The sequence below is a fragment of the Drancourtella sp. An12 genome, assembly GCF_002160935.1.
Taxonomy (GTDB): domain Bacteria; phylum Bacillota; class Clostridia; order Lachnospirales; family Lachnospiraceae; genus Sellimonas; species Sellimonas catena.
Window position 1 is genome coordinate 47,836 of record NZ_NFLO01000014.1, and the last position, 25,925, is coordinate 73,760.

Sequence of the window (25,925 nt, forward strand, 5' to 3'; positions counted from 1 at the left end):
AAAAAGCCAGTGTTTTCGCCACGTTTCGGCTTTAGAGAATGCTCAAACCGGACACCGCCTTGTTTGCCTTTGGCTGCTCGGTCTTCAGTCCTTCCATCAGCCAGCGGTACTGCTGCGGCGTCAGCTGCCGCACCTCGTCTTTGTTTCGCGGCCACTGGAACGCTCCGTTCTCCAGCCGTTTATACAGCAAGAGAAATCCGTCTCCCTCCCAGTACAATCCCTTGATGCGGTCTTGTCTTCTGCCGCAGAACAGGAACAACTTTCTCTGAAAGGGGTCCAGTTGAAACTGAGACTGTACGATACTGGCCAGTCCGTCAATTCCCCGCCGCAGATCCGTGTATCCGCATGCAATGTAAATGGGGCAGCTGCAGTTGAAATCGTTCAGCATGACTTCGCCGCCTGGAGTAGTGCTTGCAGCGTATTCTTATCCGCTCCCTCGTAGACCTGGATCTGCACACCACTGATTTCCAGAGATGCTACCACGTGCCCGGGGAATGGAGAAGCCTCCATGACCGGCACTTCTGCGAAGGTTACCTCCTGGACTTCCTTCAAGGCCTGGAACACCTTCCTCTGCCAGGAAAAATAGGTGGATACTGCGATCCCATTTTCCTGGCACCACTGCACTACTGTCAGCCCGCTGTTCCGGCAGGCCTCCACCCGCCGGCCCCATTCTGCCAGCCGCTGCTGCCGGTTGACTCTCTGCAAACTCTCCAGTTGCTCCATGCCGTTACCTCACTATCTCAAAGTCTTGAATACTATCTGATACTACTGTGTACTTCCTTAGACTCTTATAGTGTGGCAGAGTTTTTCTCTTCTGGCAAGGCGCCCGTTTATTTTACGCTTACCAGAATACCAAGACCAACTTGCGAAATGGCAATATATAGCTGGCTCTCTGGCGTGTACCGCAATGCTGTTCATGCTCGGAAAATGAAGGTCCTTAAAAAGCTCAGAGCTTTGTTGGAAGGCTCCATAGAGCAATCCTGATTATCCCAAAGAGCCTATAAATACGGGCAAATCCCTGACCCGGCTGCCCCTGCCGGGCCGGGGATTTTGCTTGTTGGGGCATATCCCCAACCCCTGTTTCTGTCTGGTAAGTTTACAATTCATCCATTCCCAAAGGTGATCTGCCACAGCATAATGAATATAAAGAAGCACTGATTTCTGCGGTTGCAACCGTATTTTGGTGGTATGCTATCGGCAAAAATCGTATGCTGATAGCGAAAGGCGGACACGGATATGACCTTTGGGGAAAATACAAAAGCTACGGAAAGAAGCCGGGCTGTCACAGGAGGAACTATCCTATCCGTTAGGCGTATGTGTCAACAAATAACTACATTTATGTCTTGAAAGGTTTACCTATACTTTCAAAACGCTTAAATTTCAAGATGTTACAGCGAATTGACAAATTGCCAACACTTCTTGCTTGCCAGTAAAACCCGAAAACTATATACTTGATACAACAAACGCAAGGAGGATTTTGCAAGTGAAGTTTAATGAGAAACTTATGTCCATTAGAAAAACGAAAGGCTTATCGCAAGAGGAATTGGGAATGGAACTTCAGGTTTCGAGGCAAACCATTTCTAAATGGGAATCTGGACAATCTTACCCGGATTTTCAAAGATTAGTTATGTTGAGTGACTACTTTGATATGACTTTGGATGAGTTGGTGAAAGATATTGATGTTCAAGATATACGCGATAAAAATTTAACTGATGAGAAAGTGGCGTCTATTTATTTAGATGTTGAAAATGTAAAAAACAAGTCCAGAAAATTAGTAAAAATCTTTTGTTATGTTGGTGTCATATTGCTGGGAATAGTTATTTTATCATTTATTCTGCATTTGTTTTTTCCCGACATAGAATGGTTTTGGGGAAGTACTTAATAACTAATCATTTAGCAAAGCCATCCGAGCCATACAAAATTAAATATCCAGCCGCCACCGAGCAGGAAATTAAAAGGTTTCCTGCTTTTCTTATGCCGTTTTTCAGAAGGAGGACTGCTGATGGTATCAGAATACCAAGATAACTTGTGAAATGGAAATATATGGCTGGTGTTCTGGCGTGTACTGCAATGCTGTTCATGTTCGGAAAATGATGGCCCTCAAAAAAATTTTGGAATAATCGTTGTGCAACCTCTCACCCTCAACGGCAAATAGGGTGAGAGGTTCTTTTTATGGCCTCACAGCACCTTGAAAACTGCATACCCATTCATCAAGCACATTCCCGCTGCTTTGGCGAAAGCCAAAGCCCAGGTAGCGGCTGCGCGGCGATCTGTCGGGAGAAAACAACGAGACACCACCGAAAAAAGAAATTGTAGGTCTTTGGTTTGTTCTTCCTGGCAAGGAGCGAGAAACAGCAGGCTGCCAGTACCGGGCGGCTCCCGGTACGGCCATGACCAGCAGCGGAGCGATACTCCCGTCCAGCCTAACGTCCGAGCGTTGAAGCGGTTTGCGGCCGTGATCCGTCGCAGGCAATGGGGGCGGTTGCGTGAGAACCACGCGAGGGGTGAGATTCCCCGTGGAGCTGGTGAGCTGCCAGCCGTTTGATGACTTCCCACCACGGTGCTTCGGGGTGTCGAGGACAAATAGGAGCACCTTTGAAATACGGGCCGTACAGCAGGACGGGCCAATGAAAACAAGAGGATTGTTTTATCACTCCCCGGCCTTCATTCTGTTCTGCTGTTCGGCTCTACATAGGCGGCACCTGCCGCCTGCATTTCAAAGGGAGGTCATAAAGCATGAACAGAACATATCATCGCGGCGATATGTACTATGCCGATTTGGGCCGGGGAATCGGTTCCGAGCAGGAAGGTTATCGCCCTGTCCTGATTATTCAGAACGATACTGGAAACAAGTACAGCCCCACGGTCATTGTGGCGGCCATATCCAGCAAAGTGGACGCCAAGGCCAAGCTGCCCACCCATTACCTTCTCAAAGCAGAGAACGGCCTGGAGCTGCCTTCTCTGGTGCTGATGGAACAGCTCCGCACCATTGATAAAAGGCGGCTGGAAACGTACATCGGACATCTGGAGGAACAGCATATCCGCCGGCTCAACCGCGCTCTGGCTGTCAGCGTGGGATTGATCGAAGAAACACCGAAAAACTTAATCATGTGCCTTTGTCCGGCCTGTGCCAATAACTTCTACGGCACAGGCTCTTATTATTTGCGCAGGGTTCACCCTGGCCGGGTGGAAAAGGACATCTGCACCTACTGTGGCCAGCGGCCTGGTTTTGATTATGAAGTAGTTAAAAAGAAGGAAAGGAAGTGAAGATTGGATATGGAAAAGCTGATTACTCGTAAGGAGGCGGCAAAATTGTTGGGAATCAGCCTTGCCACCTTGGATGAAGCCAGAAACAGCGGTTTGATTTCCTATATTCAATATGTACCGAATGGGTGCGTATATTTCACTTCTGCCTACCTTCAGGAATATGTTGCTAAATGCACCTATCGGGCAAAACCTGTGGAAAAGAAAGCAACCTACCGAAATGTGCGAGGAAACAAATCGCACCTTTGAGCAAATCGTGCGGTTTTGGTAAAACAAAGATACAACACTGATTGCATTTGGAGGTAGAAAAATGGCAGCAAAAAGAAAACGAATTCCCAGGTACAGCAAAGTCCAGATAAATGGGCATGAGTATTACAAAACAGATATTGAGGACGCAGATGGCAAACGGGTGATTCTTTACGGAAAAACCCGCGAGGAAGTTTACGACAAGGAAATGGCGGCTCTTGAGCAAATCGACAACGCCACATTCCGGCGTAAATCCCCCACGGTTGCCGAGTATTGTGAAAAGTGGCTTCTGATGCAGTCTGTCCATGTCCGTGCCACCACATTAATTGATTATACATCCAAGGTGCGGCGGCATATTATCAAGGAGCTGGGTGAGAAACGAATGGCCGATGTAACCCTGGATGACATCCAGGTTGCCCTTGTGCCAGTCTCTAAAAAGTCTGCTTCAGTCTATAAGTCCGTGGTAATCCTCTACAAGTCTATTTTCCGGGCGGCCAAGGAAAGCCATGTGATTGATACAAACCCGACGATATACCTTGAAGCAAAAGGTGGAGGCGTTCCGCAGGAGGAGCGGCAGGCTTTGACGGATGAACAGGTAGAACGGCTTTTGGACGCCATTCGCGGGTTGCCGCCCTATGTATTTGTGATGATTGGCCTGTATGCTGGGCTGCGGCGGGAAGAAATCCTTGCGCTGCAATGGGATTCGGTATATCTGGATACAGATGCGCCGTATTTGACGGTCCGGCGGGCGTGGCACACGGAACATAACAGGCCGGTCATTCTCACAGAGTTAAAAACGAAGGCTGCGGAGCGGAATATCCCTCTCCCGGATCGTTTGGCAGAGTGCTTGAAAGAGGCAAAGAAAAAATCGACATCAGACTATGTAATTGCCAACCAGGATGGAGAGCCGTTGTCTTATACGCAGTTTAAGCGTCTTTGGCAGTATATTGTGACACGGACAGCAAAACCGAGGATAGCCCGCAAACTTGTGGATGGGAAATATGTGAAGTATATGCTTTACCCGAAGCTGGGAGAGAAAGCCCGGAACAATGGGCATGTGGTATATAGCTTGGATTTTGAGGTTACGCCACACATGCTTCGTCATACCTACATCACAAATTTGATTCATGCTTCGGTAGACCCGAAAACAGTTCAATACTTGGCTGGCCATGAGAGCAGTAAGATCACGATGGACATTTATGCGAAGGTAAAGTACAACAAGCCGGAGCAACTGGCAGGAGTTTTAAGCGGAGCCTTTGCAGAATGGGATGGCGGTGAATACGAAGCGGCACAATAACCAGACAGAAAACGCATAAAGGGCGGGGAGTGTTCCCCGCCCTTTGCGTTTTACAGAATCGCACCTTTGATTGAGCCATGGTTTTTCAGTATAAAGAAGGTATCGGCGCTGAAATACATATTAAATAGAAAGGAACTGAAATCATGGCGAAAAAGCAAGAAAATGTTCCCCGGTATGGCACTACCATGCGGAGAGGGATTCAATATTACAGGACTCGGATCACCGATGCCGATGGAAAGAGGGTAGATTTGTATGCTGAAACCTGCGAGGAACTCCAGTTAAAGGAGATGGAGGCCCGACGTCAGGTAGAGGAGGCGGTTTTTCGCAGAAAACATCCAACGGTGGCAGAGTATTGCGAGAAGTGGCTGCTTATGCAGTCGGCAAAGGTATCTTCCGGCACGTTGAGAGGATATACCCAGACCATGAACAACTATATTGTCAAGCCTTTAGGCGATATGTATCTTGAGGATGTGACTGCAGACGATATTCGGCTTGCGATGATTCCATTGGCTTCAAAATCTGCTGGATTGTATAGTAAGGTAAATATGCTCCTGAAATGTGTCTTTTATTCGGCAGAGCGAAGCCAGTTACTTGAATATAATCCCTGTGAGGGACTCTCGGCCAAAGGGGGAAAACCGGGGAAAAAGATAAATGCCTTGACGGATGAGCAAGTGAAGCTGCTTTTAGATACTGTCCGAGGACTTCCACCCTATACCTTTATAATGATCGCTTTATATTCCGGTCTGCGGCGCGAAGAAATTCTGGGACTGCAATGGGACTGCGTATTTCTGGATGTTCCTACGCCGTACATCTCTGTACGGAGAGCATGGCGCTCAGAAAATAACAGGCCGGTGATTTCCACAACGCTGAAAACGAAGGCGGCTCGGAGAGATATTCCGATCCCAAAGTGTTTGACAGACTGCCTGCGGGAAGTGAAAGAGAAAACCGAATCGGAATATGTGGTTGCTGACAGAAATGGAAATCCTCTTTCATCTTCGCAGTTTCAGCGGGTATGGAAATATGTAACCGTTCGCTCTACGAAACCCCATAACTATTATAAGTATGTAAATGGCCAGTGCGTGAAGTGTACGGTAACGCCCACCCCTGGCAGTCATCAGAAAAATAACCCGAAGTTGGTGTATGCCATTGACTTTGATGTGACCCCACATCAACTTCGTCACACCTATATTACTAACCTGCTGTACGCAGGCGTTGATCCGAAAACTGTCCAATATCTTGCTGGGCATGAAAACAGCAAGACAACGATGGACATCTACGCTCAAGTAAAATACAACAAGCCAGAACAGCTTTTAAGTGTTGTGAACGCTGCATTTGCCCCATCTGCTGGCGCTTAAGGTATACGGATTTTTGTATGAAAGTAGTCCATCCCAATTCATAATGCATAAAAATCAGGGTGCTGGAGCATACAATCCCTCCGGCACCCTGATTGGGGTTAATTTTCTGATACAGCTTTTTGTACGGTCACATACTTCTGGTTACGGCTCCGTGGCTTATCTGGAATCGTCATTTGAAGTTGTCCGCTTTCCATCAAAGGACGAAGGTGGATTTGTGTAAAATTCTTTGTGTTTTTATATCCGCAATGTTCCATGATTTCCGCCTTGGATCGCGGCTCTTTGCAAAATGCCAAAATGGCAACTTGGGTGGTAACTTGGGTGGCGACTTGGGTCCTCACTTGGGTCCTCACTTGGGTCTCCACTTGGGTCACATCCTGCGGCCCGACCTTTTCCACGGCAATCGGTGCCAGCGGAACCACGGTACGGAACACATCGCCCTCGATAAATTCCGGGGTTCCGCCGGAGTAGAGCTTTTTGTATTTATATCATCAAAAAGTGGGGCATCCTGCCCTGTTACCAGGGCGTGACAGAGCAGGAGGCGTCCCCCAAAAATCTTTGTAAACTTTTTGCCTTGCCCCTATATTTTTGCACATAATTATGTTATAATAATATGCAAAGGAAAGGAGGTGGCGATATGCCGCAGATCAGACCGATTACAGACCTTCGCAACACCAACGAGATTTCGGATCTCTGCCATGCCCGCCGGGAGCCGGTATTCATCACGAAGAACGGGTATGGCGATCTGGTGGTGATGAGTATCGAAACCTACGAGGCAATGGTGGAAAATGCAGAGATGGACACTGCGATTTCAGAAGCAGAGGCTGAGTTTGAGCGGGACGGGCAGCTCCATGACGCAAGGGAGGCGCTGGCTTCTTTAAGGAGGAAGCATTTTGGATAAATACAGCGTCAAACTGATGAGCCGGGCGCTGCGGGATTTGGACGGCATCTACGATTACATCGCCCACACACTGCTGGAGCCGGGGACGGCTCTTAAACTGGTGGGCAGAATCGAGGACGCCATCCTGTCTTTGGAAACGATGCCCTACCGCTGCCCGGAACGGAGACGAGGGGCTTACGCCAACCGAGGATACCGACAGCTTTTTGTGGAGAATTACACCGCCGTTTTTCGGATTGATGAAGCAAAGAAAACCGTGATCGTGGTGACGGTTCGCTATTCCCCAAGTGAATTTTGAATTGAATAATGGATTACGCAAAACGCATTTTATGCCGGTATACAACGACTCGGAAGCAGCCTCCAAGCTACGAACAGTTGAGCGTCACAGATGAGAATAAACGCAGATTCCGGCCCCCCATTTTTATGATTAAATACTGGGGCAACATTTGAGGGCAGGGCCCAAAAAGCCCGTAATATCAAGGAAAACCGGCGCTAAACTGTACGCCAGTACGGTCTCAAGGCAGCTCGTCGCGCGCCTCAGTTCAGCAAGAGATAATCTGCTGTTCAAACCGTATCAAAATGGTTCAAAAACCCCGGAAAATCAAGGTTTTCCGGGGTTTTACTGTATCTAAACGGGCTGATATGGTTTGACCAAATTTGGCAAATCGAGAGCCGCTTTCACCCAATTTTTAGTGGTTAAATATAGGACAACCGGCAAAAATGGGGGTAAAAAAAGGGGTTAGTGGTTAAATTATAGGACAACCAAGAGCCGATTTTTGGGGTGTTTTTGGAGGTGCTTTTCAGCCTGCCTTCCCCTCGTTTTGGGCTGTGGCAGTTTGGCATAGTTTGACCTAATTTGAATAATTGAATATGAATTTGATACAGCACTCAGTATAAAATGACTGGGTGCTTTTTTCATTTCAGGAACTCGTATTCCGGCGATAGAAAGAGCCGTCACTTCACTTTTTATTTTGGAGTGGCGGCTTTTTCTATTTCCAGAAGCAACAGCAACAATTAGAAATGAGGTGAAGTCAATGAACACGCAAATCATTGCCATTGCCAACCAGAAGGGCGGCGTTGGCAAAACCACCACCTGTGCCAATCTTGGAATCGGTTTGGCGCAGGCTGGAAAGAAAGTTCTGCTGATCGACGGAGACCCGCAAGGAAGCCTGACGATCAGCCTGGGCAATCCCCAGCCGGACAAGCTGCCCTTTACGCTGTCGGACGCTATGGGACGCATCCTGATGGATGAGCCGCTCCGTCCCGGCGAGGGTATCCTGCACCACTCTGAGGGCGTAGACCTGATGCCTGCGGACATCCAGTTATCCGGTATGGAGGTATCCCTGGTAAATGCTATGAGCCGTGAGACTATCTTGCGGCAATATCTGGACACGCTGAAGGGGCAATACTCCCATATCCTCATCGACTGTCAGCCCTCCCTGGGGATGCTCACGGTCAATGCGCTAGCCGCTGCGAACAGGATCATTATTCCCGTTCAGGCGGAGTATCTGCCCGCCAAAGGGCTGGAACAGCTGCTCTCCACGGTAAACAAGGTAAAGCGGCAGATCAACCCCAAGCTCCAGATAGACGGTATCCTGCTGACGATGGTGGACAGCCGAACCAACTTTGCCAAAGAGATCTCCGCGCTCCTGCGGGAGACCTATGGCAGCAAGATCAAAGTATTCGGCACAGAGATCCCCCATTCTGTCCGGGCAAAGGAAATCAGCGCCGAGGGAAAAAGCATTTTTGCCCATGATCCCGGCGGCAAGGTGGCTGAGGGTTACAAAAATCTGACGAAGGAGGTGTTGAAACTTGAAAAGCAGCGCGAAAAAAATAGAGCTGGCCTCGGTAGATGATCTGTTTTCCACCGAAGAAGGCCGCCAGGATGCAAAGCTGGAAAAGATTCAGGAAATTCCGTTGTCTGAACTGCATCCGTTTAAGAACCACCCATTCAAAGTCAAGGATGACGAAGCCATGATGGAGACTGCTGACAGTATCAAGCAGTATGGCGTTCTGGTTCCGGCCATTGCCCGACCGGACCCGGAGGGCGGTTATGAGCTGGTAGCCGGACACAGGCGGCACAGAGCCAGTGAACTGGCAGAAAAGGAGACCATGCCGGTCATTGTTCGGGATTTGGATGATGATGCCGCCACGATCATTATGGTTGACAGCAATTTGCAACGAGAAAGCTTGCTCCCAAGTGAAAGAGCCTTTGCCTACAAGATGAAGCTGGATGCCATGAAACATCAGGGAGAGCGAGTTGATTTAACTTCGTCCCAAGTTGGGACGAAGTTGAGAGCCGATGAAATATTGGCTCAGCAGGCTGGTTCAAGCAGAAATCAAGTTCAGCGCTATATCCGTCTGACAGAGCTGATTCCTGAATTGATGGATATGGTAGATGAAAAGAAGATTGCCCTGAACCCTGCCTATGAGCTGTCCTTTCTCAAAAAGGAGGAACAGGTAGACCTGCTGGACGCGATGGACAGCGAACAGGCTACCCCTTCCCTTTCCCAAGCCCAGCGGCTCAAGAAATACAGCCAGGAGGGGCATCTAACCCTCGATATGATGCGTGTCATCATGGGTGAGGAAAAGAAAAGTGATCTGGACCGAGTGACATTTACCTCTGACACTTTGCGGAAGTATTTCCCTAAAAGCTATACGCCCCAGCGGATGCAGGAAACCATCATCAAGCTGCTGGAGGCATGGCAGAAAAAGCGTCAGAGAGACCAGGAACGATGAAAGGAGCCGCCTATGAGGGATATTTCAGCCCGTGAGCTGAAAGGACACAACATTCTCGCCGTAGAGAGGTTTTGGGATAACACCCGCTGGATGATCGAGTTTTCCGTCCTGCGTCCCAGCACTCCTTACGGCAGCCCCGGAGATGAAATGCGGCTGTTTTTGACTGAGGACGGGTATCAGGCCGCCCTGCAAAGCCAGCAGCGCCGGGAGATCAAGATCAAGCGTTACGCTCGTGTGATTGAGGGACATATCCTCGATTTCAAACCAGGAAAACGCCGCCGCTCATAAACCCATACAACGAAAGGAAAGGAATGACTATGTGTACGGTAAAGGAAATTCAAGAAGCAATCCGGGAAGATTGCAAATCTCAGCATGACATGGATTCAACGGATATTGACCGCGTGATGCAAACACTTCCTTTCGCCCAGGAGGAGCCATTTACAGAGGCGCGTCCCCAAAAGCCGCTGTTTTGGTTTTATGCAAGAAAATTTGAAAAGCGTTGAACACCGCAATTCTTTGAAATGAGGATTGCGGTTTTTTTGTACCCAAAATTCGGAAGGAGTGAGGTCGATGGCCGTTTTTCGCATTGAACGGACCCGTGATTACACTGTGATGAGCAATCATCATTTACGAAATGCAAACCTGTCGTTAAAAGCCAAGGGGCTGCTTTCCATGATGCTGTCTTTGCCAGAGGACTGGAATTACACCACCCGTGGCCTTGCAAAGATCTGTAAGGAGGGCGTGGATGCCATCGGTGCTGCCCTGCGTGAACTGGAAGGAGCCGGATATATCGTGCGCCACCAGAGACGCGATAAAAGTGGGCGGATTACAGATACCGAGTATGTTATTTATGAACAGCCCCAGCCAGATATGTCCCAGCCGGATACGGCTTCACCAGATACGGAAAACCCGGATATGGTAAAACCGGATACGGAAAAGCCCGCAGAATTAAATATAGAGAAATCAAATACAGAAAAATCAATTACTTATGGATCAAGTACCGATTCCATTCCCTTCCGGGAAACAGCGGCGGCAAGACCGCCGGAACGGAAAGGAAGGGATGCGATGTCTGTCACAGAGATAGAAAATTATCGGGAGTTGATTTTGGAGAATATCGAGTATGACTGCTTGAAGCAGCGTTATCCTCTCTACCTGGATGACCTGAATGAGATCGTAGAGCTGTTGGTCGAAACGGTCTGTGCCAAACGAAAGACCACCCGGATCTCTGGGGCAGACTTCCCTCACGAGATCGTGCGTTCCCGTTTTTTGAAACTGGACAGCTCCCACATCGAGTTTGTCATGGACTGTCTGCAAAAGAATACCACCCAGGTACGCAACATGAAGCAGTACCTGCTTGCAGTGCTGTTCAATGCGCCTACCACCATGAACAATCACTTCACTTCATTGGTCAACCACGATATGCACGCAGGCGGCTGGTAAAGGCCGCCTTTTATCATGCCAAAGGAGGCACGACATGAACCAGATGGAAATTTTCAAAAACCCGGAGTTTGGCAGTATCCGGGTCATCGAAGAAAACGGCAAATACCTGTTCTGCGGAACGGATGTGGCCGCTGCGCTGGGGTACAGCAATCCCCGCGATGCAATTATCCGCCATTGTAGGTATGTCGTGAAACGCGACGCACCTCACCCACAAAGCCCCGACCGCAAAATCAGTATGACTTTTATCCCCGAAGGAGATTTGTACCGCCTGATCGTTCACAGCAAATTGCCATCGGCAGAACGGTTTGAACGGTGGGTGTTCGATGAGGTCCTGCCTACCATTCGTAAGCACGGGGCCTATCTCACAAAAGAGAAGTTGTGGGAGGTTGCCACTTCCCCGGAAGCTCTGATGAAGCTCTGCTCAGACTTGTTGGCTGAGCGTGAAGCGAATATTTCTCTGCGTAAGGAAAATGCACAGCTGGAGGGCAAAGCCGCTTTCTATGACCTGTTCATCGACTTAAAGCACAGCACCAATCTCAGGACTACCGCCAAAGAGTTGGATGTCCCGGAGCGCCGGTTTGTTCGGTTTCTGATAGAACGGCGTTTTGTGTACCGCACGGCATCCGGCAATGTGCTACCTTATGCCAATGTGAAAAATGCAGGGCTGTTTTGCGTCAAAGACTACTGCAACCACGGCCATACCGGTTCCTACACGCTGGTCACGCCCCAGGGCAAGCTCTACTTTGCCCAGCTGCGGGAGATGATCTTGCTGGTCTCATAAGAACAGAAAGGAAGTGGGTTTTATGCAGGAAGGCAAAACAATCGGTCAACTGATGGAGGAAATGCGCCAGAAAGCCGGGGCGCAGAACTATCACGGTCATGACTACATGGATTTCCAGCGATTTGCGGAGAACACGCGGCACATGATTATTTTTGATGTGCTGACGCATGACTCCCCGGTGGGCTGGAAAGGAGAACGCACCCGCCTGTTTTTGTCAGATATAGGCTATGAAAAAGCTCTGGACAGTCAGGCAAAGGGGCAGATCAAGATTCTCAACCATGCAAAGGTCAGAAATGGAGATTTGTTTTATGACCACAAAGAACAGATACGATAGGAGGTATCCGATATGAATGAGGAAAAGAAAGTACCCTTCAAGTGGGAATATGGGGAAGAAACCATATCGCTGCAACTTGGGATGTATGCGAATAATCAGCGGCTTTATATCGGCATGATTACCCATACAGAAGATGGAGCAGAACCGTTTGCAGATATGACGGTGAACCTTCCGGGGTATTCCCTGGACCCCGGAGAGGCGTTTATTTCCGGTGACATCAGCAAGGACTTGCTGCGATTCATCAAAGAGAACAAATTGGGGAAGGTGCTTCCCTATCAGGTGCAGTCCGGTTATGGGAAATATTCTGCTGTTGCCTTTGAGCTGGAGAAGTTGAAGGCATTTGATCCCAAAGGTGTGGCAGAGTTTCGGGAAGTGTGGAATCTGCCGGATAAGAAACCGGTAAAGAAAAAGAGCCGCGGGATGGAGCGATGAAGAAATATTTTCTCCGGCGCCTGGTGGTCCCGCCTTAGAAATAAATGCACCACCCCTGCAAACTTCGTGGAAAGACCTGCTAACAAAAGTCAAGTAGAAATTTCAGGTTTTGGGAGCAGCGAAAAAGGCAACACAAAATCAAGCCGCTGAGCAACTCAAAATCGAAACGGCGGCCAGCCAGATGGCATAACGCAGGGAAATCAGTCGTGTTCCAGGGAATCCAAATAGGCTTTCACAGAAGCGTAGTAGATACGCAAGAACTTGTTGGCGGATGCCATCATGTAGACACGGTATGGCTTGCCCTCAGAGCGTTTCTTGTTCATGAACTGGTAGACCGGCTCATCCATTGGAGCGCATTGCAGGAGGACGCCCATCACCAGGAAAAGTGTCCTGCGCAGTGAGGCAGATCCCCTCTTGGAAATGCTGCGGCTGCGGACATCTATTTGGCCAGATTGGTAGGGCGGGGCGTCAATGCCTGCAAAGGCCACCAGCGCTTTCTTGGAATGAAAACGGCGCACATCGCCAATTTCAGCTATGAGTTGGGGGCCGAGTGTAGGGCCAACACCAAACATTCCCATCACTACAGGATACTCCGGCAGAGAAGCTGCCAGAGACTGCATCTCCTGCTTGAGAGCAGCTAATGCGGCGGAAGTTGTCTGGAGTTGGGAAATGGCCTGTTCTACCAAAAGTTTTGCCGTATTTGTTTTCGGCATGACACCGAAGCGTCCACAGGCAGAGGCATAAATATCCAACGCCTTATCTTGGCTGAAATTGTAGCCGTGCTTTCTGCACCACTTCTGGTACTTGGCGGTAAAGGCTTTCTTAGACAGACCACAGACACACTCGCAATGCCAAAAAGTGGCGACAAAGTCCACCCACTTCTCACTGCCATCGGCGCGGGGCGGACTGGTAAACAGGCGGTTTGCGTCTGGGAAAGCGGTGTCCAGCAGGGAGATCAGGTTGTTTTTCAGCATGGTCTGTACTTTGGAATACTGCTGGTACTGCCGGTAGCAGGTCTTCAGCATGAGCCGGGTGTCCTCTTCCGGAACATATCTCGGAAGTGTGAGCCAGTGGTCAAGGCCGTAGTTGGCCAGCTTCACGGCATCCTTCTTGTCGGTCTTGCCCCGTCTTAAACTGTTGTTCCCGTAGTCGTGCACCAGCATTGCATTGACTACGGAGACATAAAGCCCCGCGCCGTGGAGTAGCCAGGCCACCGGCGCATGGTAATTGCCCGTGGATTCCATCACCACACGGGTCTCACCGTCCAGGTTTTTGAGCAGCCTTGCCAGCTCGCTCAGTTCGCTGGCGGTGTGGCGCACTTCAAAGGGTGAAACCACTACCTCTCCGAAGGGCCGCATGACTGCAATCATGCTCTTGCCTTTGGAAACATCGATGCCAACGCAGTTCATTCACATTCCTCCAATACAAAGAATCTGCAACCGGAAATCCATCTTTTCTCGCTGCCGATTCAATCTATTGGGTGACACGAACTCTCCGGTATCCGGTGGCTCAACCTGCTCAAATCGAACGCTGCAACAAGAGGATGGCTAACAGTCTTTCCAACGGACATAAAAGCCCAAGGAGGCAAGGGTCAGCCAGTTGCTCCCCTTATTGTAGCTTAGGCTCGAGATGGAGGGAAAGCCGGACTGGCTGCCCGGCTTTCCTGTCCAAATTTATTGTAATAGGAGGCGATGAAAATGCAGGAAGAAGTGGAAAACAGAACTTTAACGCTGGTTGTCAGTGGAACAAAGTTCACCGGCAGACTGCTCAAAGCCGCCATCAGCAAGTACATGGCCCACTGCAAGGAAAAGAAGCTGCAAAAGCAGAGAAGCCGTGACGCTCCTGTGACACCCCACGGAAAACAGACCGTCAAGCAGCTCATTGGTCAGAATCAGGGGATTTCCAATATCGAGATCACAGACCCTTCCATCAAGGAATTTGAGAAGATCGCCCGGAAATATGGTGTGGATTATGCGGTGAAGAAAGACCGCAGCAGCTCCCCGCCCAAGTACCTGATCTTTTTCAAAGGCCGTGACGCCGATGCGCTGACCGCTGCATTTACCGAGTACACCAGCAAAAAGGTCAAGAAGGCCGAGAAAACGGAACGCCCGTCTGTGCTGGCAAAACTCAGTCAGTTCAAAGAGATGGTCAAAAATGCCGTGGTGGACCGCACCAAGCGAAAGGAGCTGGAACGATGAAAAAGCAGTTTGACATCAAAAAGCTCGTTTTGCTGAACCTGCCCTATCTCCTAATGGGGCTGTTTGCTACTAATTTCGGGGAGGCATGGCGACTGGCTCAGGGGGCAAATGCTTCAGAGAAATTCCTTTCCCTGTTTGCTGTCCTGCCTGGGGCGCTGCAAAGTTTCTGGCCCAGCCTGCACCCGTTGGATCTGCTGGTGGGGCTGTGCTGCGGTGCCGGCCTGCGTCTGGCGGTGTATCTCAAAAGTAAAAACGCCAAGAAGTACCGTCACGGCATGGAGTATGGTTCTGCCCGTTGGGGAACCCGTGAGGATATTGCTCCCTACATCGACCCGGTGTTCCAGAACAATGTCATTCTCACAAAAACCGAAAGCCTGACCATGAACAGCCGACCCAAGGACCCAAAGACCGCCAGAAACAAAAATGTGCTGGTGATCGGCGGCTCCGGTTCCGGTAAGACCCGTTTCTGGCTCAAACCAAATCTGATGCAGATGCACAGTTCTTATGTGGTCACAGACCCGAAGGGAACCATTTTGGTGGAGTGCGGGAAAATGCTCCAAAGGGGCGCACCCAAACTGGGAAAGGACGGAAAGCCTATGAAGGATAAGCACGGCAAGGTCATTTATGAGCCGTACCGCATCAAGGTCCTCAATACCATCAACTTCCGAAAATCAATGCACTATAACCCTTTCACCTATATCCATAGTGAAAAGGACATCTTGAAGCTGGTCACAACGCTGATCGCCAATACCAAAGGCGAAGGCAAGGCCGGGGACGATTTTTGGGTAAAAGCAGAAACCTTGCTGTACTGCGCGCTGATTGGCTATATCCACTATGAGGCTCCGGTGGAGGAGCAGAACTTCTCCACCCTCATTGAGTTCATCAACGCCATGGAAGTCCGTGAGGATGACGAGGAGTTCAAAAACCCCGTGGATCTGATGTTTGATGCACTGGAAGCCGAGAAGCCAAACCACTTTGCGGTGCGCCAGTATAAGAAATATAAGCTGGCCGCCGGAAAAACAGCCAAGTCGATCCTGATTTCCTGTGGTGCGCGCCTTGCGGTATTCGACATTGCAGAGCTGCGTGAGGTCACAGCCTATGATGAGCTGGAACTGGACACTCTGGGAGACCGGAAAACTGCTCTGTTCCTCATCATGAGTGATACGGACGATAGCTTTAACTTCCTAATCTCTATGTGCTACACCCAGCTGTTTAATCTGCTCTGCGAAAAGGCGGACGATGTGTATGGCGGCAGGCTTCCAGTCCATGTGCGCTGTCTCATTGATGAAGCCGCCAATATCGGGCAGATTCCTCGTCTGGAAAAGCTGGTGGCCACCATCCGAAGCCGTGAGATCTCCGCCTGTCTGGTGTTGCAGGCGCAGAGTCAGCTCAAGGCGATCTATAAGGATAATGCGGATACCATCATCGGCAACATGGATACTTCCATCTTCCTGGGCGGTAAGGAGCCGACCACCCTCAAGGAGCTGGCTGCCGTGCTGGGCAAGGAAACCATCGACACCTACAACACCGGAGAGAGCCGTGGCCGGGAAACCTCCCACTCTCTCAACTATCAAAAATTGGGGAAAGAGCTGATGAGCCAGGATGAGCTTGCTGTTATGGATGGCGGCAAGTGTATCCTCCAGCTGCGTGGTGTGCGGCCTTTCCTTTCGGATAAGTACGACATTACCAAGCACCCCAATTTCAAGTACACTGCCGACGCGGACGATAAGAACGCTTTTGACATTGAAGCATTCCTGTCCGCAAGGCTGAAACTCAAGCCCAATGAGGTCTGCGATGTCTATGAAGTAGACACAAAGGGCGCTTAACACTGTTCGCTTTTGAAGGGAGTGATCTTATCTATTCGCCGCACCTGCCCTCTACGGGCCATTGGCGTACAAAGCGGACAATCGCAAGAAAAAATAATGAAAAAGGAGGACAGCCGGAATCATGCCCCCGGAAACCGGGCGACAGATTGTTCCGGCTTTTGTATGCCTATGAAACATGACAAACCTATTTTTTAATCAGATTCCGGCTAACAAACTATATGGCATTTTTTGAACAGGCAATCACCGTTCTTCAGACCCTCGTTATCGCGCTCGGTGCCGGTCTCGGTATCTGGGGCGTTATCAACCTGCTGGAAGGTTACGGCAACGACAACCCCGGCGCAAATGCTCATGTACGGTAAGGAAGCAAGCAACCGAAAACAAGAGATAGACCGCCAGCACTACACTATTCCGAACCAAAGACCAAAAGATAAGCATTGTGGGAAAATCTAAACTTTTGGATTTTCCTACAATGCCAACTACGGCGGAATCCCTCCCACTCCTTATATCTTTCTGTATACATTGAATTTGTATTTAGTAAAATGCAGACAACACCACGGATCGGCTTTTGGTTGGACAATTCCAACCAAACACCACAGCAGACAGCAGAAAACATTCTGAACGCTAGGAAGCCGGTATGATTGTTACATATAAGGGGAAGAAAAATTTCTTTTAGGTACTTGCTTTCCTAAAACTGATGTGATATAATAGCTTCATTCTAGAAAAGGAGTAAAAAATATGCGGCAAGGTATTCTTAAATAAAACTATAATCAAATAGTGGGAACAAAGGATTATGATAGTTCCTTTTGTGGGGGCTTGATTTTTTGTACCCAATTTAAGAATACTTTTGCCTTATCAATTTTGACATATCCAAAAAAACAGCAGTCACAAATAGGTGTATGCTGTATATGTGTATGTCCGCAAATTATAATCCCCAGTGGTAAAAGTATTTTACTGCTGGGGATTTTTGTGCCCTTTCGGGCTGTAAAAGGAGGACAATCACATGAAAATAATCAATATTGGCATTCTTGCCCATGTAGACGCTGGAAAGACGACCTTGACGGAGAGCCTGCTATATGCCAGCGGAGCCATTTCAGAACCGGGGAGCGTCGAAAAAGGGACAACGAGGACGGACACCATGTTTTTGGAGCGGCAGCGTGGGATTACCATTCAAGCGGCAGTCACTTCCTTCCAGTGGCACAGATGTAAAGTTAACATTGTGGATACGCCCGGCCACATGGATTTTTTGGCGGAGGTGTACCGCTCTTTGGCTGTTTTAGATGGGGCCATCTTGGTGATCTCCGCTAAAGATGGCGTGCAGGCCCAGACCCGTATTCTGTTCCATGCCCTGCGGAAAATGAACATTCCCACCGTTATCTTTATCAACAAGATCGACCAGGCTGGCGTTGATTTGCAGAGCGTGGTTCAGTCTGTTCGGGATAAGCTCTCCGCCGATATTATCATCAAGCAGACGGTGTCGCTGTCCCCGGAAATAGTCCTGGAGGAAAATACCGACATAGAAGCATGGGATGCGGTCATCGAAAATAACGATGAATTATTGGAAAAGTATATCGCAGGAGAACCAATCAGCCGGGAAAAACTTGCGCGGGAGGAACAGCAGCGGGTTCAAGACGCCTCCCTGTTCCCAGTCTATCATGGCAGCGCCAAAAATGGCCTTGGCATTCAACCGTTGATGGATGCGGTGACAGGGCTGTTCCAACCGATTGGGGAACAGGGGGGCGCCGCCCTATGCGGCAGCGTTTTCAAGGTTGAGTACACCGATTGCGGCCAGCGGCGTGTCTATCTACGGTTATACAGCGGAACGCTGCGCCTGCGGGATACGGTGGCCCTGGCCGGGAGAGAAAAGCTGAAAATCACAGAGATGCGTATTCCATCCAAAGGGGAAATTGTTCGGACAGACACCGCTTATCAGGGTGAAATTGTTATCCTTCCCAGCGACAGCGTGAGGTTAAACGATGTATTAGGGGACCAAACCCGGCTCCCTCGTAAAAGGTGGCGCGAGGACCCCCTCCCCATGCTGCGGACGACGATTGCGCCGAAAACGGCAGCGCAAAGAGAACGGCTGCTGGACGCTCTTACGCAACTTGCGGATACTGACCCGCTTTTGCGTTGCGAAGTGGATTCCATCACCCATGAGATCATTCTTTCTTTTTTGGGCCGGGTGCAGTTGGAGGTTGTTTCCGCTTTGCTGTCGGAAAAATACAAGCTTGAAACAGTGGTAAAGGAACCCTCCGTCATTTATATGGAGCGGCCGCTCAAAGCAGCCAGCCACACCATCCATATCGAGGTGCCGCCCAACCCGTTTTGGGCATCCATAGGACTGTCTGTTACACCACTCTCGCTTGGCTCCGGTGTACAATACGAGAGCCGGGTTTCGCTGGGATACTTGAACCAGAGTTTTCAAAACGCTGTCAGGGATGGTATCCGTTACGGGCTGGAGCAGGGCTTGTTCGGCTGGAACGTAACGGACTGTAAGATTTGCTTTGAATACGGGCTTTATTACAGTCCGGTCAGCACGCCGGCGGACTTCCGCTCATTGGCCCCGATTGTATTGGAACAGGCATTGAAGGAATCGGGGACGCAGCTGCTGGAACCTTATCTCTCCTTCATCCTCTATGCGCCCCAGGAATACCTTTCCAGGGCTTATCATGATGCACCGAAATACTGTGCCACCATCGAAACGGCCCAGGTAAAAAAGGATGAAGTTGTCTTTACTGGCGAGATTCCCGCCCGCTGTATACAGGCATACCGTACTGATCTGGCCTTTTACACCAACGGGCGGAGCGTATGCCTTACAGAGCTGAAAGGATATCAGGCCGCTGTCGGTCAGCCGGTCATCCAGCCCCGCCGTCCAAACAGCCGCCTGGACAAGGTGCGCCATATGTTTCAGAAGGTAATGTAAAGATACATAATCGTCAAGACGGCAACAATCAGAAGTTATGGAGGGTAACAATGGAATATAGTAAGGAAGATTTAATGGAAGCAAAAAAGCAAATTTGGGGAGTGGGAGAGAACATGGGAACAGAGGAAAGTAAAAAAATCTGGGAGGAGAACGCACAATTTTGGGATAATGCAATGGGTGACGAATCTAATGAATTTCACAGAGAGGTAGTGCGTCCCAAAGTAACGGAACTTCTATCTCCTAATCCTGCGGATTACATTTTGGATATTGCGTGTGGCAATGGAAATTATTCTTCGTATCTTGCACAAAGAGGCGCTTCGGTTGTCGCTTTTGATTACAGCAAAAAAATGATAGAATTGGCTAAAAGACGGCAATCACAATATGCAAAACAAATTGAATTTTGTGTGGCGGATGCGACCGATAGAAAAAGTATATTAGAATTAAAAAGAAATCGAGCCTTTACGAAAGCAGTTTCTAATATGGCAATTATGGATATTACGGATATTGAACCACTTCTTATGGCTGTTTATGAACTGTTGCAGGAAAGCGGAATTTTTGTCTTTGCAACGCAACACCCTTGTTTTGTCACGTTGACTGAAAAATATATGACACCGCACAGTTACTATGATATAGCGATTGAAGGGCAACCGAAAGAGCAGATTTATTATCATCGTTCCATACAAGATATTTTTAACCTTTGTTTTAGAGCTGGATTTGTCATTGATGGATTTTATGAAGAATGTTTTAAAACCAACAAAGAAATTCCTATGGTAATGATAGTAAGGCTTAAGAAGGTAAAACGTGATAGCTTAAAATAAATTCAAGTTTGTCGGGTAAATAGCAAACCCAGCCGAGCCAGTCAACGGTCAAGATGAACGGCGCATATGCGCAGCCGTTGACAGCCCCGCCCGCCTTTGCTGGTAGGCAATCAAGGGGCGACAGCAAGAAGTGCCACCGCCCCGCACTATTATTCAGAAAGGGGAATTTCCATGACCGACCAGATAGCCTATCAAGAATATATCCAGCGCAGGTACAACGCCTTTTGCAAGACTGTTATCCGCTGTGCCGCCTTGGACAAGATTTTGAAGCTTAAACGGCAATGGGAACGGCAAGTTTCCCTTGACTATCTGATGAACGAGAAGTTTGTCCAGTTTGCCGCGTCGGAGCCGGACGAGGAATACCCATTTACCGTCTGCGGTCAGACCGTCCTGCTCTGCAACGCCGCCCTTGCCGACGCGATCTCTGTTTTGCCGGAGCAGACGCGGGAAGAAATCCTGCGCTATTACTTTCTGCGCCAGCCGCAGCGCGTGATCGGCGCGTGTATTGGCCGGTCACGCAGCACAGCGGGGCGGCATATCCAGCTTGCCTTGCAGCGGCTACGCGAAGAAATGGGGGTGAGCCGGTATGAGTAGACTTCTCCCCTATGAAACAATCCTCAAAGCCCGTGAGGGCGACCCAGAAGCCGTGAACGCTGTCCTGCTCCACTACGCCGGATATATCCGCTATTTCTCAAAAGTGAACGGGCAGGTCAACGCCGAGGTGGAGGACTATGTAAAGCAGCGGTTAATTGACTGTCAATTCAAGTTCCGGCTTGACGAACCACCGGACAAGTCATAAAAACTGAATACCAGCCGCCACCGACGCGGCCAGCGAAAGCAGTAAGTCTTGAAAAAGATTTACTGCTTTTTTTGTTGTCCGGCTCCGCTCCCGGCCATTTTGCCCCCTGCCGGTTGTAGTAGTAAGCGAGGAGGGAATTTTTCTGCCCTGGTGTTTGGCATTTGGAGCATTTACCCGTAGTAGAGGGCAAAGAGAAAGGATTTCTCCAACACCGGGTAGAAACCACTGCGTCCGGTGTCATTTTAGCGAAAGCGGGCAGGAATGCCCTTTACAGGATTAGTAGTAGCAGAAAAAGAGAAACAAACTTTTGTGGTTGCAGTTTTCCAAAAAAGTGGCGGACGGAAGTGAGAGAAAGTTTGCAGTCACGGAGAGCAAGTTTCTACCACGGTGCCAAAATCCGCAATTCTGCAGTTTTGCCCCTCGCGGGAAACTTGTTGGGGAGTGCCTTCCCCAAACCCTGCTCATGCGCCCTTACGGGCGAGAAAGGAGGTCACACCATGCGAAAGAAATACAACACGCCCCACCGCAGCCGCGTTGTGAAAACCCGGCTGTCCGAAGATGAGTATGCCGACTTCACAGCGCGGCTTGCGCCCTATGGTATCAGCCAGTCCGAATTTCTCCGGCAGGCGATACGGCGGGCGACCATACGCCCGGTTGTCCATGTGTCGTCGGTCAATGACGAGTTGCTTTCCGCTGTCGGGAAGCTGACAGCCGAGTACGGCAGGATCGGCGGCAACCTCAATCAGATTGCCCGGTATCTGAACGAATACGGCGTACCCTACAACACCCTTTCCGGCGAGGTACGCGCCGCCATATCCGACCTTGCCGTCCTCAAGTATGAAGTCCTCAAGAAAGTAGGTGACGCGGTTGGCAACACTCAAGCATATCAACTCTAAAAACGCCGACTACGGAGCCGCCGAGCAATATCTTCTCTTTGAGCATGACGAGTTTACCATGAAGCCCGTCCTTGATGAAACCGGCAGGCTTATCCCCCGCGAGGACTACCGGCTGTCCACGCTGAACTGCGACGGGGAGGATTTTGCCGTTGCGTGTATGCGGGCCAATCTCCGCTATCAGAAAAACCAGCGGCGGGAAGATGTGAAAAGCCACCACTACATCATCAGCTTTGACCCGCGGGACGGGCCGGACAACGGCCTGACCGTAGACCGGGCGCAGGCGTTGGGGGAACAATTCTGTAAAGAGCATTTTCCCGGCCACCAGGCCCTTGTCTGCACCCACCCGGACGGGCATAACCACAGCGGCAACATTCATGTGCATATCGTCATAAACAGCCTGCGGATTGAGGAAGTGCCGTTCCTGCCCTACATGGACAGGCCGGCCGATACGAAAGTCGGCTGCAAGCACCGATGTACCGACGCTGCCCTGCGCTACTTCAAATCCGAAGTCATGGAGATGTGCCACCGGGAGGGGCTTTATCAAATCGACCTCTTGAACGGCAGCAAGAACCGCGTCACCGACCGGGAGTATTGGGCGCAGAAAAAGGGACAGGCCGCGCTGGACAAGCAGAACGCCCCCATGATTGCCGATAGTATCACGCCCCGGCAGACCAAGTTTGAAACGAACAAGGAGAAGCTGCGGCAGACCCTACGGAAAGCCCTTGCCACCGCCGCCAGCTTTGACGAGTTTTCCTCTCTGTTGCTGCAGGAGGGTGTGACCGTCAAGGAGAGCCGGGGGCGGCTTTCCTACCTCACGCCGGACAGGACAAAGCCAATTACCGCCCGGAAGCTGGGCGACGATTTTGACCGCGCCGCTGTCTTTGCCGTTTTAGAGCAAAACGCCGCCAGAGCAGCCGAAGCGCCAGCCAGATCCCCCGATCCCCCACGCACCATAAAAGACCGCTTGCAGGTTGCCAGAGCCGAGATAGCCGCCCCGAAACAGGACGGAGTGCAGCGGCTTGTGGACATTGAGCAGAAAATGGCCGAGGGCAAAGGCCGGGGCTATGAACGCTGGGCGAAGATACACAATCTGAAGCAGGCCGCCAAAACGCTGTCCGTCTACCAGCAATACGGCTTTACTTCCCCGGAGCAGTTAGAAGCCGCCGTTGACACCGCCTATCAGAAAATGCGCCAGACCAGCGGCGAACTGAAAGCACTGGAAACGAAGCTGCAAGGGAAAAAGAAGTTGCAGCGGCAGGTGTTGGCCTACGCCCAGACCAAGGCCGCCCGCGACGGGCTGCGGGCACAGAAATCCGAGAAAGCCCGCGCCGCATACCGGCAGGCCCATGAGAGCGATTTTATCATAGCCGACGCAGCAGCCCGGTATTTCAAGGCGCATGGCATTACCAAGCTGCCCGCCCGGAAAGCGTTGCAGGCCGAGATCGAGCAGCTTATCTCCGAGAAAGACGGCCTGTATAACACCTATCACGAACAGAAACAGCGGTTCAAGGAGTTGCAGACCGTCAAGCGGAACATCGACCAGATTTTGCGCCGGGACGAGCCGCACCGCAGAAAGGAGCAGAGCCATGAGCGATAACCTGCCCCACATGGACTACCGCCAGCACCGGCGGGCGCGGCGGCTGGTACATGAGTGCTGTAACTACGATGAGGGGAACTGCCTGCTATTGGACGACGGGGAGCCTTGCGTGTGCGTCCAGAGCATTTCCTTTTCCCTCATGTGCCACTGGTTCCGTGTGGCTGTCCTGCCCCTTGACGGGGAGCTGGCCGCAGCCCTCTTGTGCCGGGGAAGCCGGAAACGGTGTGCCGTCTGCGGGGCGGCCTTTGTCCCCAAATCCAACCGGGGAAAATACTGCCCCGACTGCGCCGGGCGCATGAAGAAAATCAAAGCCGCCGAGAGAAAGCGGAAACAAAGGCAGAGATGTCACGCTTTAGAGCCTTTCAAACCCGCATAAATCAAGGCTTTTTTCGTGGGTGTCAAAGGGTACGCGATACATTTATCCTTTTCCCCCGGAAACGGCGTTTTAATGCGTGACAATACGCCAAAATCAACCCGAACACAGGGAGGTGATCCTATCGCTGATTATATCAGGGCAGACACGCGGCTGCCCGCCTATCTGCCGTATCCCCGTTTCCTGCTGAAAATGGAGATTTCACAGACCGCCAAGCTGCTGTATTCGCTGCTGTTAGACCGTTCCACCCTCTCCCAGAAAAACAAGTGGCTGGACGACGAGGGCAGGATTTATATTATCTATCCCATCGCGGAGATAGCAGAAATACTGGATAAAGGCAGCACCACCATCAAGGGGGCGCTTAATGAACTGGACACGGCGGGGCTGTTGGAACGGGAACGGGGCGGCTTCTCCGCACCGAACCGGCTTTATGTCAAAGTACCGCCAGTGCCACAGGTACAGTTTTCAGACCAACTGATGGCCGGAAGTCCGCCCCTCATAGAGCCGGAAAACCGTCCTACTGATGGTCAGAAAACCGACCTTATGATGGTCGGAAAACCGTCCCCTAACCAAACTACTATAAACAACCTTACAGAGAGCCAAACAAAGGGAGTGAGTGGGGGGCCGTCCGCGCCCTATGGCCGATATGGAAATATTTTTCTGTCACAGACCGAATACGACGAGTTGCAGGCAGAGTACCCTGACAGGCTGGAACGGTTCATCGAGGAAATGAGCCGCTACCTTGCCGCCAACGGGAAAAGCTACCAGAACTATGCCGCCGCCCTGCGGATATGGGCGGGGAACGACAAAAAGGAAGCCCCTAAAAAGGGCATACCAGACTACTCATGCAAGGAGGGCGAGAGTTTATGAAGAATGAAATCAACGCGGTTTTGGAGAATATGACGACCACCATCCCGGAGCCGGAGGACTACACCGGCGAGGACGGTTTACTGTACTGCGGCAAGTGCCGCAAGCCGAAAGAAGCCTATTTTGCGCCGGATAAGGCCGCTATCTTCGGGCGCGACCGCCACCCGGCAGAGTGCGACTGCCAGAGAACCGCCCGCGAGGAACGGGAAGCCGCCGAAAAGCGGCGCAGACACCTTGACACCGTGGAAGAACTGAAACGCCGGGGCTTTACCGACCCCACCATGCGGGACTGGACTTTCGAGAACGACAACGGCAGGAACCCGCAGACCGGGCTTGCCCGCCGGTATGTGGAGCATTGGGAAGATATGCGGACAGACAATATCGGCTGCCTGTTCTGGGGCGGCGTAGGCACCGGCAAAAGCTACCTTGCAGGCTGTATCGCAAACGCCCTCATGGAGAAAGAAATCCCCGTCCGCATGACGAACTTTGCTCTTATCCTCAATGACCTTGCCGCCAGCTTTGAGGGGCGCAACGAGTACATTTCCCGCCTTTGTCGTTATCCGCTGCTGATCCTTGACGACTTCGGCATGGAACGCGGGACGGAATACGGGCTGGAACAGGTGTTCAATGTGATTGACAGCCGTTACCGCAGCGGCAAGCCGCTGATCGTCACGACCAACCTTACGCTGGACGACCTGCACAACCCGGAGGACACCGCCCATTCCCGGATTTATGACCGCCTGCTTTCCATGTGCGTCCCGGTACGCTTTACCGGCGACAACTTCCGGCAGGAAACCGCCAAGCGGAAAATGGAGAGCATGAAGAAACTGATTACCGACTGAAAGGAG

At 50.7% G+C, this 25,925-nt stretch carries 30 protein-coding genes and 1 pseudogene; 27 read left to right on the plus strand and 4 right to left on the minus strand.

The features are described 5' to 3' along the window. Positions 1–31: 31 nt before the first annotated feature. Both tnpB and B5E64_RS12190 read right to left on the minus strand, forming a co-directional pair. Entirely contained in the window at positions 32–388 is a 357-nt protein-coding gene (tnpB, locus tag B5E64_RS12185) for an IS66 family insertion sequence element accessory protein TnpB (RefSeq protein ID WP_087168772.1), read from the minus strand. After that, positions 382–723 (minus strand): hypothetical protein, encoded by a 342-nt coding sequence (locus B5E64_RS12190; protein ID WP_087168773.1) that lies wholly within the window; start codon positions 721–723, stop codon positions 382–384. Before B5E64_RS12190 ends, tnpB begins: the two co-directional genes overlap by 7 nt. A 760-nt stretch (positions 724–1,483) precedes the next feature. On the opposite strand from B5E64_RS12190, the gene B5E64_RS12195 reads away from it, so the two are divergent. From B5E64_RS12195 to B5E64_RS12215, 5 genes are all read left to right on the plus strand, one after another. Beyond that, positions 1,484–1,882, plus strand: coding sequence for a helix-turn-helix transcriptional regulator (locus B5E64_RS12195; protein WP_087168774.1), 399 nt, complete (start codon positions 1,484–1,486; stop codon positions 1,880–1,882). A gap of 854 nt (positions 1,883–2,736) precedes the next feature. Continuing rightward, on the plus strand, positions 2,737–3,267 hold the full coding sequence (locus B5E64_RS12200; protein ID WP_087168775.1) for a type II toxin-antitoxin system PemK/MazF family toxin: 531 nt from the start codon (positions 2,737–2,739) through the stop codon (positions 3,265–3,267). A 9-nt stretch (positions 3,268–3,276) separates the two neighbouring features. Then, positions 3,277–3,513, plus strand: coding sequence for a helix-turn-helix domain-containing protein (locus B5E64_RS12205; protein WP_044933357.1), 237 nt, complete (start codon positions 3,277–3,279; stop codon positions 3,511–3,513). 61 nt (positions 3,514–3,574) lie between these two features. Beyond that, a complete protein-coding gene (locus B5E64_RS12210; protein WP_087168776.1) occupies positions 3,575–4,807 on the plus strand; it encodes a site-specific integrase in 1,233 nt (410 codons plus the stop codon). Between the two features lie 143 nt (positions 4,808–4,950). Next, positions 4,951–6,162 carry a site-specific integrase gene (locus B5E64_RS12215; protein WP_087168777.1) on the plus strand — a complete coding sequence of 404 codons (1,212 nt, stop codon included), beginning with the start codon at positions 4,951–4,953 and terminating at the stop codon, positions 6,160–6,162. Positions 6,163–6,260: 98 nt separating this feature from the next. Here B5E64_RS12215 and B5E64_RS18780 read toward each other — a convergent pair whose 3' ends face one another. Further along, positions 6,261–6,593 carry a Fic family protein gene (locus B5E64_RS18780; RefSeq protein ID WP_306751084.1) on the minus strand — a complete coding sequence of 111 codons (333 nt, stop codon included), beginning with the start codon at positions 6,591–6,593 and terminating at the stop codon, positions 6,261–6,263. 203 nt (positions 6,594–6,796) lie between these two features. Between B5E64_RS18780 and B5E64_RS12225 the strand changes: the two genes are divergently transcribed. From B5E64_RS12225 to B5E64_RS12275, 10 genes are all read left to right on the plus strand, one after another. Further along, entirely contained in the window at positions 6,797–7,060 is a 264-nt protein-coding gene (locus tag B5E64_RS12225) for a type II toxin-antitoxin system prevent-host-death family antitoxin (protein ID WP_087168778.1), read from the plus strand. Further along, positions 7,053–7,355: a type II toxin-antitoxin system RelE/ParE family toxin gene (locus tag B5E64_RS12230; RefSeq protein WP_087168779.1), complete on the plus strand. Its 303-nt coding sequence runs from the start codon at positions 7,053–7,055 to the stop codon at positions 7,353–7,355. Before B5E64_RS12225 ends, B5E64_RS12230 begins: the two co-directional genes overlap by 8 nt. A 736-nt stretch (positions 7,356–8,091) precedes the next feature. Further along, the gene (locus B5E64_RS12240; RefSeq protein ID WP_087168780.1) at positions 8,092–8,913 is read left to right on the plus strand and encodes a ParA family protein; all 822 of its coding nucleotides are present in this window, start codon (positions 8,092–8,094) and stop codon (positions 8,911–8,913) included. After that, the gene (locus B5E64_RS12245; protein WP_087168781.1) at positions 8,870–9,796 is read left to right on the plus strand and encodes a ParB/RepB/Spo0J family partition protein; all 927 of its coding nucleotides are present in this window, start codon (positions 8,870–8,872) and stop codon (positions 9,794–9,796) included. The genes B5E64_RS12240 and B5E64_RS12245 overlap by 44 nt, the downstream gene beginning before the upstream one ends. A gap of 12 nt (positions 9,797–9,808) precedes the next feature. After that, complete coding sequence (locus B5E64_RS12250; RefSeq protein WP_008982209.1) at positions 9,809–10,084, plus strand: DUF5720 family protein; 276 nt, start codon at positions 9,809–9,811, stop codon at positions 10,082–10,084. 29 nt (positions 10,085–10,113) lie between these two features. Beyond that, positions 10,114–10,299: a hypothetical protein gene (locus tag B5E64_RS12255; RefSeq protein WP_008982210.1), complete on the plus strand. Its 186-nt coding sequence runs from the start codon at positions 10,114–10,116 to the stop codon at positions 10,297–10,299. Positions 10,300–10,366: 67 nt separating this feature from the next. Continuing rightward, positions 10,367–11,236: a DUF6017 domain-containing protein gene (locus B5E64_RS12260; protein WP_002594506.1), complete on the plus strand. Its 870-nt coding sequence runs from the start codon at positions 10,367–10,369 to the stop codon at positions 11,234–11,236. Positions 11,237–11,270: 34 nt separating this feature from the next. Further along, positions 11,271–12,017, plus strand: a complete 747-nt coding sequence (locus B5E64_RS12265; protein WP_087168782.1) for a phage antirepressor KilAC domain-containing protein — start codon at positions 11,271–11,273, stop codon at positions 12,015–12,017. Between the two features lie 22 nt (positions 12,018–12,039). After that, entirely contained in the window at positions 12,040–12,351 is a 312-nt protein-coding gene (locus B5E64_RS12270) for a DUF5720 family protein (protein ID WP_087168783.1), read from the plus strand. Between the two features lie 12 nt (positions 12,352–12,363). Beyond that, positions 12,364–12,783 carry a DUF4313 domain-containing protein gene (locus B5E64_RS12275; RefSeq protein WP_087168784.1) on the plus strand — a complete coding sequence of 140 codons (420 nt, stop codon included), beginning with the start codon at positions 12,364–12,366 and terminating at the stop codon, positions 12,781–12,783. A gap of 200 nt (positions 12,784–12,983) precedes the next feature. On the opposite strand, the gene B5E64_RS12280 is transcribed toward B5E64_RS12275, so the two are convergent. Further along, positions 12,984–14,192 (minus strand): IS110 family transposase, encoded by a 1,209-nt coding sequence (locus B5E64_RS12280; protein WP_087168785.1) that lies wholly within the window; start codon positions 14,190–14,192, stop codon positions 12,984–12,986. Between the two features lie 288 nt (positions 14,193–14,480). Between B5E64_RS12280 and B5E64_RS12285 the strand changes: the two genes are divergently transcribed. The 12 genes and pseudogenes from B5E64_RS12285 (at position 14,481) to B5E64_RS12355 (ending at position 25,919) form a co-directional block, all read left to right on the plus strand. Then, positions 14,481–14,981 carry a PcfB family protein gene (locus tag B5E64_RS12285; RefSeq protein ID WP_002570687.1) on the plus strand — a complete coding sequence of 167 codons (501 nt, stop codon included), beginning with the start codon at positions 14,481–14,483 and terminating at the stop codon, positions 14,979–14,981. After that, complete coding sequence (locus B5E64_RS12290) at positions 14,978–16,807, plus strand: type IV secretory system conjugative DNA transfer family protein (RefSeq protein ID WP_087168786.1); 1,830 nt, start codon at positions 14,978–14,980, stop codon at positions 16,805–16,807. Before B5E64_RS12285 ends, B5E64_RS12290 begins: the two co-directional genes overlap by 4 nt. Before the next feature lie 218 nt (positions 16,808–17,025). Further along, positions 17,026–17,154 (plus strand): annotated as a pseudogene (locus B5E64_RS12295) (Maff2 family protein); the annotation flags it as partial. Positions 17,155–17,807: 653 nt separating this feature from the next. Further along, positions 17,808–19,727, plus strand: a complete 1,920-nt coding sequence (gene tet(W), locus B5E64_RS12305) for a tetracycline resistance ribosomal protection protein Tet(W) (protein ID WP_002586627.1) — start codon at positions 17,808–17,810, stop codon at positions 19,725–19,727. 50 nt (positions 19,728–19,777) lie between these two features. Next, a complete protein-coding gene (locus B5E64_RS12310) occupies positions 19,778–20,545 on the plus strand; it encodes a class I SAM-dependent methyltransferase (protein WP_002586626.1) in 768 nt (255 codons plus the stop codon). A 171-nt stretch (positions 20,546–20,716) separates the two neighbouring features. Beyond that, entirely contained in the window at positions 20,717–21,139 is a 423-nt protein-coding gene (locus B5E64_RS12320) for a sigma-70 family RNA polymerase sigma factor (RefSeq protein WP_002586616.1), read from the plus strand. Beyond that, the gene (locus B5E64_RS12325; RefSeq protein ID WP_002586615.1) at positions 21,132–21,344 is read left to right on the plus strand and encodes a helix-turn-helix domain-containing protein; all 213 of its coding nucleotides are present in this window, start codon (positions 21,132–21,134) and stop codon (positions 21,342–21,344) included. Before B5E64_RS12320 ends, B5E64_RS12325 begins: the two co-directional genes overlap by 8 nt. A gap of 497 nt (positions 21,345–21,841) precedes the next feature. Beyond that, positions 21,842–22,240, plus strand: a complete 399-nt coding sequence (mobC, locus tag B5E64_RS12335; protein ID WP_002596229.1) for a plasmid mobilization relaxosome protein MobC — start codon at positions 21,842–21,844, stop codon at positions 22,238–22,240. Then, positions 22,212–23,837, plus strand: coding sequence for a relaxase/mobilization nuclease domain-containing protein (locus tag B5E64_RS12340; protein WP_002596230.1), 1,626 nt, complete (start codon positions 22,212–22,214; stop codon positions 23,835–23,837). Before mobC ends, B5E64_RS12340 begins: the two co-directional genes overlap by 29 nt. Further along, a complete protein-coding gene (locus tag B5E64_RS12345; protein WP_002596231.1) occupies positions 23,827–24,213 on the plus strand; it encodes a cysteine-rich VLP domain-containing protein in 387 nt (128 codons plus the stop codon). The genes B5E64_RS12340 and B5E64_RS12345 overlap by 11 nt, the downstream gene beginning before the upstream one ends. Positions 24,214–24,285: 72 nt before the next feature. Continuing rightward, positions 24,286–25,080 carry a replication initiator protein A gene (locus B5E64_RS12350; RefSeq protein WP_006356266.1) on the plus strand — a complete coding sequence of 265 codons (795 nt, stop codon included), beginning with the start codon at positions 24,286–24,288 and terminating at the stop codon, positions 25,078–25,080. After that, positions 25,077–25,919, plus strand: a complete 843-nt coding sequence (locus tag B5E64_RS12355; protein WP_002596233.1) for an ATP-binding protein — start codon at positions 25,077–25,079, stop codon at positions 25,917–25,919. Before B5E64_RS12350 ends, B5E64_RS12355 begins: the two co-directional genes overlap by 4 nt. Positions 25,920–25,925: the final 6 nt, after the last annotated feature.